We start from the raw sequence: 6,685 nt of genomic DNA, 5'->3' as shown, positions 1-6,685 counted from the left end.
GCGACCAGTCCGACCCTCGCCTTGCGGTAACAACGGCTCCAGCGCGTTCCAGTTGATCAAACCTTCTATACCCTCAAGCGCGTTCAGCGCTGGGTGGTCCAAAAGCTCATGTGTCGCGAAAAGGGCGGGTTGTGTTTTGAAGCTTTGTTTCATAGCCAAAAAATACTTAATCAATCAGTCTAGGGAAAGGTCAGAGTTTTGCTGAGGTCTCTTTGAAGTTTTGGTTATGTTTTTTTACAGGACAAGCGGCTGTTTTGAAGACGTTTTTTTGGTCATTGAAATGTCAAAGCTGTATAGCCTTGTCCCGAAGATTACGCAACGGCTTGAGCCCGGCGCAAATCTCTGTAATATGGGCGCTGGAACAGAGGTGTTTTCCTGCCCGGAATGACGCCCTGTTTGCGATAAAAGGGGATATCGCTTTCATCCTGTTTTGCTGATATCGCAGTGTTGTGTGAATTTTTTCTTGGTGTTGTAAATGAAGTTACCTGATGGCGGGCGTCTATTTTTTCTGCGCCTGATCTTCATGATGTCTCTGGTGTTTTTGTCCCCCGGGTTGGCTTTGGCCGACTTTGATGCCGGGCAGAAAGCCTATGATGCCAAGGATTATGCCGCCGCCTATCGCTATTGGCAGGTGAGTGCGGATCAAGGTGATCCCCAGTCCCAGCTTGGACTGGCGCAGCTTTATCTCGCCGGGCGCGGGGTACAAAAAGACAAGATCGTCGCCTATCTCTATTTTGCCCTGGCCTCGGACCAGAATATTTCCGAAGCAGGCAAGCAGAAAGAAAAGCTGGCCGAGAGGTTCACCGACGAGGAAGTTCAGCTGGCCGAAACGCTCAAGGACAGTTGGGAGCCGATTTTACCAGCGGAAACCGATGTGGCAGCTACAGACGAGATTGCCAGGCTTGAACAGCAGTGGTTTGCCGCGGCAGAAGCAGGCGATGCGCCGGTGATCAGGGAAATGTTTGAAGCCGGATTTGATATCAACAGCCAGGATGTTGACGGCTGGACAGCGCTGATGCTTTCTGCCCTGAGCAGCCATACTTCTGTCGCAAGTTTTCTGATTGAGTCCGGGGCGGATCAAAGAATTACTGATGGTCTGGGCATGACGGCGTTGATGGCGGCTTCGGTTGCCGGAGATGCTGATCTGGTCAAGCTGATGGTGAAAACCGGTGCCAATGTCGATCAGGTCGACAGCGCAGGTCAGAATGCAGAATATATGGCCGAAGAAGCAGGGCATGTTTCTATTGCCCGTTATTTCTCCGGTATTGAACTACCTGAAGAAGATATTCAGAAAGCGCAGGAACTATTGATCGTGCTCGGCTATCTGGACGGCACGGCCGATGGAAAAAGTGGCCCCAAAACCATGGCAGCCGTCAAGGCCTTTCAGGAAGACAGCGGCCTGAAGCCAAATGGCATGATCCGCCAAATTCTGCTGGAGACGCTGGCTGACAAGGCAGCTTCTCTGGAAGAGACCTCTCCGGAAAAAACTGGAATCACGACAGTTGAAGCCGGAAGCGAGGAAATTCTGGCCACCGGCGCAATCGAGTAGTCTGCTGTTTCTGATAACGTTAAGGAAGTGCCCGACAGCCACTTGACACAGCCGCGTGACACAGCCGCGTGACACAGCCGCGTGACAGGGCACAGCCGGTTGACAAGACCGTGACAAACAGGTAGCCGTCACCCTTCGTTTGAAGCAGGAAATTTCTGGCGGCGGATAAACACTATGGTTTGTTCCTGGCAGAAAAAGGTTTTGTCAGATATTTCGGTTGTGAGACTCGACTCGGGCTTTGTCATTCTATATGGTATCCCGTCATTCGCAGAGACTGGATATGCTGGTTTTCTGCTTCGATAATTGATTCCTTTCCACTCGTTAAGGCAGTCTAGATGAACTGGACAGAAGAGCGCATTGAGCTTCTGAAAAAACTGTGGTCCGAAGGCCATAGTGCTTCGCAGATAGGTAAACTTCTTGGCGTTTCCAAAAACGCTGTGGTTGGTAAGGCACACCGGATGAAACTGGCAGCCCGACCTTCCCCTATCAAACGGGGTGAAAAAGACGAGACAGCGAAAAAAGATACCGCTGCCAAAGCTCAGACACCAAAGGTTGCCAAACCGGCAGCTGCCGCCAAAACTCCGGCGCAGCCCGCTGTTGCAACTCCAATCGCAAAACCGGCTCCGGCTGCCAAACCAGCAGCACGTCCTGCTGTCGCGGCGAAACCGGCAGCTGCGCCAGCACCTGCGGCAGCCAAACCTGCAGCGCGGATTACACCGCCGCCACCGGTTACAGCTGCTGAAGCTGCGGCGACTGCCAAGGCAGAAGACACGGCTCTTCCCGCCAAGGCCCGGCGTAAGGCCAGCCTTGATGCGGCGGACCGTCGTCTGTTCAGTGGTGCGATCGAAAAACGCAAGGGACCCAAGTGTCTCTGGCCGATTGGTGATCCCGGGGATGCTGACTTCCATTTCTGTGAGGCGCCCGCGGTACCAAGCAAGCCCTATTGTGCAGAACACTGTGCCCGGGCCTACATTACAAAAAGCAGCCGTGGTGGTGGGGGCTCTCGCTCGTCCACACCTTCGTCTTCTTCATCCTCTTCTTCGTCGTCTTCCTCTTCCGAAGCGGCCTGAGGCTGAAACGCTTTATAAAAAAGGGGTGCTTTTGCGCCCCTTTTTGCGTCTGCCGACTTCAGATTATCCTGGCGATGCCACCCCGGCGCGGGTCTCCGGCAGCACTGATCTGCCCGTTACCCTTACAGCTGAGGGTATGAACCCCGCCAAAAAACAGATCTCGTCCGGGCCAGAGGTGATGGTTGCCGATTTTGTTGTCCGGCAAAGTTGCAATGAAATCCTCACATTCGCGAGGATCAAAGCCTCCTTCGAGACTGGCGAGACCACGTTCCACATGCAGACGGGGCGCCTTGACGGCTGCGATGGCATCCATGTCATACTCGACCAGATTGACCAGGACCTGAAGAATGGCGGTCCGGATACGGTTTGACCCGCCTGAGCCCAGGACAGCAACTTGCCCCTCTGTCCCACGGGCAAGTGAGGGGGCCATCATCGAGGAAATCCGACTGCCCGTTGGCCAGTTGTGAAAACCTGCAGGGTTAAGATCTTCCTCGCCGAGCATGTTGTTCATCATAATGCCGCTGCCGGGCAGAATGTAGCCACAGCCTTCGCCGTTGGACAGGGTCAGGCTGGCAAGATTTCTGCTGCGATCAAGCACACTGATATGGGTTGTCCCGCGCGGATTGTGCGGCTGCCCGGAAACCTCCCGTCGATAGCGGTTCAGAAGTGCAGGAGAAAAAAGTTTTTGTGCTGCGTCCTTTTCCTCCTGCTCTGAAGCTGCCTCGTGCAAGGCGCTTTCAATCCTGGCCTTGTTGGTCAACTCCATAACACGGGCGAGTTTTTCCAGGTGACGGGCTGTACCAAAGGTCGCCGGAAAAGGATTTTCCTGAAGCAGGGCCAGAGCAAAGGCAATCAGGATACCACCCGCTGATGGGGGCGGGTTGGTGTCTATTTGCCAGGTGCGATAGTTCAACGAGAAAGGCTTGCGTATTTTGACCTGGTAGCCGGAAAGGTCTGCGCGCGTCAGAAGACCGCCCCGGTCCCGGCAGTCTTTGACCAATCGCTCGGCGACCTCGCCTTCATAGAACAAGCGTTCGCCTTCACGGGACAGCGCGTCCAGAAACCCGGCCAGCTCCGGCTGTTGCAACAGATCGCCTTCTTCAAACAGGCAATCAGGACGTTTGGCAAAGATGGCCCGGCTTTCTGGTCTGGCGAGAAAAATCGGCTGAATGATCTCGAACAGATAGGCTTCGGTTTGACGCAGGCGGCTGCCCGAACGGGCGAGGCGGATTGCCGGTTCCATAATCCGAGACAGCGGCAGGCTGCCCAGATCGCGGTGGATGGCAAAAAGACCGCGCACCTGTCCCGGCGTTGCCATGGCGCCCAGGCCGATATGAAACTCCTGTTCCGTGGTTTTGAAACGGGCGGTGATCGGGGTGAAGTCGAGTTCTTCTGCCGGGTGACGTTGCCTTGGTGTATCGACAAAAAAATCATAAAGCCGGGTTTGTCCTGGCAGGGTCGGGTGACCATCTGCGCCCCTGGCCAGAAGAAACCCGCCGCCGCCAAAAGACGAGAGCACAGGTTCGACGACAGAAGAGGCACAGAGTGCCGCAAGAGCCGCGTCAAAAGCAGTGCCCCCATCGCGCAGGATCTCTTCGGCTGCGGCAGCCGTATCGGGATGTCCGCAGGCGACAGCACCAAATTTTGCTGTGCCGGAATGTGTACTCTCTTCTGCTGACATCTGCCTGTTCTGGACCTGTTTGGCTCGGCCCGGTTTGTTTTATTTTATTTTATTTTGGATATTATTTTTGCCATGCCGGGGCTGAAGGGTAAAGTTTCGAAAAAAGGAAAGCAGAGAGCCGATTTTCCGGCAATAATGTCAAAAATAGGTAAAGCTCCCAATTTTGCCTGACTTTTGCCTGATTTATAGTGTTTCTGGAGAAAGCTTTTGTCGGACGGTCTGTTCCGGTCTGTTCAGGTACTGTTCGGAAGCTATGTCTGGTAATGGAGGAAGGTTGATGTCTGGGATGTCTGGGGTTTTGAAACAATCAAAGAGCTGGTCTTTATCACCTCTTCCTGTTGCGCTGCTGGCCTTGGGACTTACGGTTTCTCCCCTGCTTTTACAGCCTGCACAGGCACAGGAAGAAGAGAGCCCGGGAGAAATGGCACGCGAAAGCCTGGAGCTGATGATGAAATCACTCTCGCTGGTGATCGATGCGATCCCGCAGTATGAAATGCCGGTCATTACGGAAAATGGCGATATCATTATCCGGCGGAAACAAAAAGATGACTGGGAAGATCAGGATGATACTTCCCCGGATCAGAAGCCAGCCGATCCCAAGGATGAAGATTCAACAAAGATTTAAAAACTTGCTTCGGCAGCCGTTTAAGTTCGCTGATCAAAAACCTGCTTGCGGCTTTGGCAAGAGGACGCTATCCCCAAGATATGCAGGAAGTGGATTTTTTTACTGATCTGCTGCCCTCAAAATCCGCTAGAATAAGGCTGTTCAGCTCGTTCAATTGATTTGCGGTACTGTCCCGCTGTGTCGTCTAAGGAAGGTATCCTCTATGTTTGATAGCCTCGGTGCGTTTGTCCCCGGTGGAAACATGACTTTTGAAGGGGCTGAAAAAGGTCCGCTGAAAGGGTTTGGCTTCGCGGTCAAGGATATCTTTGATCTCAAGGGCTATGTCACCGGCTATGGCAATCCCGACTGGCAGAGCCGCCGCCGCCCGGCAAAGGATCATGCCGAGGTGGTGCAAAAGCTGCTGGATGCCGGGGCCATGGTGATCGGCAAAACCATCACTGACGAGTTCGCCTACAGCCTGAACGGTCAGAACATGCACTATGGCACGCCCGCCAATTCTGAAGCGCCGGGGCGTATTCCCGGTGGCTCTTCCAGTGGGTCTGCTTCGGCAGTGGCAGGGGGGCTGGTTGATTTTGCCCTGGGGTCCGATACGGGTGGCTCTATTCGTGTACCGGGCAGCTATTGCGGCCTCTATGGTCTGCGCCCGACACATGACCGGATCAACCGCACAGGGGTTCTGCCGCTGTCCGACAGCTTTGATACCGTCGGCTGGTTTGCCCGCGATGCCTGGCTGTTGCATCTGGTTGGCGAAGTTCTTTTTGAGGGTAAAGCTGATGCTGATAAAAAACCGGAGAAGCTTCTGGTTGCCGTAGATGCTTTCGATTGTCTGGATCTGCGATCCCGGGGAGCGCTGAAGCCACATCTGGAACGGCTGGAACAACGCCTAGGCAAGGCGGACTACATCACACTCAACCCGGATAATCTCTCTGTCACCAGCCTCTATCCTGCGGGGGAAGCCCCCGGCGGGCTGGCTGGACTGGCCGATATCTTTCGCGTCATACAAGGGCGCGAAATCTGGTGCGCCTACGGGGAATGGATGACCCGGGTCAAGCCACGGATCGCCCCGGATATCCAGCAACGTCTGGATTGGGTTGCGACCATCACCGATGAACAGCTGGCTGAGGCGAGCGAAAAACGGGTGCTTTTCGTCGCACGTTTAAACAGCCTTCTGTCTGACAAAGCGCTGCTCTGCCTGCCTTCCGCACCGGGCATCGCGCCGCGAATCAAGGACGAGGCCGAGGTGTTGGCGATCCATCGCAGCAAACTGCTTGCCTTGACCTCTGCCGCTGGTCTGGGGGGCTGTCCCCAGATTACGCTGCCGCTTGGTACACTCGAAGGCTGCCCGCTCGGTCTTGGTCTGATGGGCGCCAAGGGATCTGATCTGGAACTGCTGGCCTTTGCCGAAAGCTTCTGTGGTGAAGAAGAACAGCAGTCCCTGAGCCAGTTTTGAAGCTTTCAACTTTCTTTGATCATAAAAAAAAATCCCTGCAAAATGTTGCAGGGATTTTTTTAGGGGCTGAAGTAGCTAAGAATCTCTGGAGGTTCTATGATAGCTACGATGTACACCCGCAAAAGTCGGCTCACAGCCCGCCAGCAAAGTAGGCTGATCGAACACTTCGTTGTCGGCAGCACGGCTCGTGCCGCCGCCGAGATCGTGGGCGTTCAGGCCAACACGGCGATCCGCTTTTTCATGCGCCTGCGCCAGCTCATCGCCAGCAAGCTGCCGAGCTACCAACTGCATGGAGAAGTCGAGGCTGACG

6 protein-coding genes are annotated in these 6,685 nt (G+C 54.6%); 4 read left to right on the top strand and 2 right to left on the bottom strand.

Features of this window, described 5'->3' with window-relative positions; all coding sequences use genetic code 11:
• Window positions 1-475 precede the first annotated feature (475 nt).
• Both B152_RS25405 and B152_RS23640 read left to right on the top strand, forming a co-directional pair.
• Window positions 476-1,549: an ankyrin repeat domain-containing protein gene (locus B152_RS25405; protein ID WP_020592853.1), complete on the top strand. Its 1,074-nt coding sequence runs from the start codon at window positions 476-478 to the stop codon at window positions 1,547-1,549.
• A 335-nt stretch (window positions 1,550-1,884) separates the two neighbouring features.
• Window positions 1,885-2,619 carry a GcrA family cell cycle regulator gene (locus B152_RS23640; RefSeq protein WP_020592851.1) on the top strand — a complete coding sequence of 245 codons (735 nt, stop codon included), beginning with the start codon at window positions 1,885-1,887 and terminating at the stop codon, window positions 2,617-2,619.
• A 58-nt stretch (window positions 2,620-2,677) separates the two neighbouring features.
• Here B152_RS23640 and B152_RS0112935 read toward each other — a convergent pair whose 3' ends face one another.
• Window positions 2,678-4,300 (bottom strand): gamma-glutamyltransferase family protein, encoded by a 1,623-nt coding sequence (locus B152_RS0112935; RefSeq protein WP_020592850.1) that lies wholly within the window; start codon window positions 4,298-4,300, stop codon window positions 2,678-2,680.
• A 277-nt stretch (window positions 4,301-4,577) separates the two neighbouring features.
• On the opposite strand from B152_RS0112935, the gene B152_RS0112930 reads away from it, so the two are divergent.
• Window positions 4,578-4,925 (top strand): hypothetical protein, encoded by a 348-nt coding sequence (locus tag B152_RS0112930; RefSeq protein WP_020592849.1) that lies wholly within the window; start codon window positions 4,578-4,580, stop codon window positions 4,923-4,925.
• Window positions 4,926-5,127: 202 nt separating this feature from the next.
• Window positions 5,128-6,375, top strand: coding sequence for an amidase (locus B152_RS0112925; RefSeq protein WP_020592848.1), 1,248 nt, complete (start codon window positions 5,128-5,130; stop codon window positions 6,373-6,375).
• A 75-nt stretch (window positions 6,376-6,450) separates the two neighbouring features.
• On the opposite strand, the gene B152_RS26635 is transcribed toward B152_RS0112925, so the two are convergent.
• On the bottom strand, window positions 6,451-6,685 hold a 235-nt coding region (locus B152_RS26635; protein ID WP_157230754.1), incomplete at its 5' end, for a hypothetical protein.

Origin of the sequence: Kiloniella laminariae DSM 19542 (assembly GCF_000374005.1) — a bacterium.
In the GTDB taxonomy this organism is placed as follows: domain Bacteria; phylum Pseudomonadota; class Alphaproteobacteria; order Kiloniellales; family Kiloniellaceae; genus Kiloniella; species Kiloniella laminariae.
This window is presented reverse-complemented; position numbering and strand designations above follow the sequence as displayed.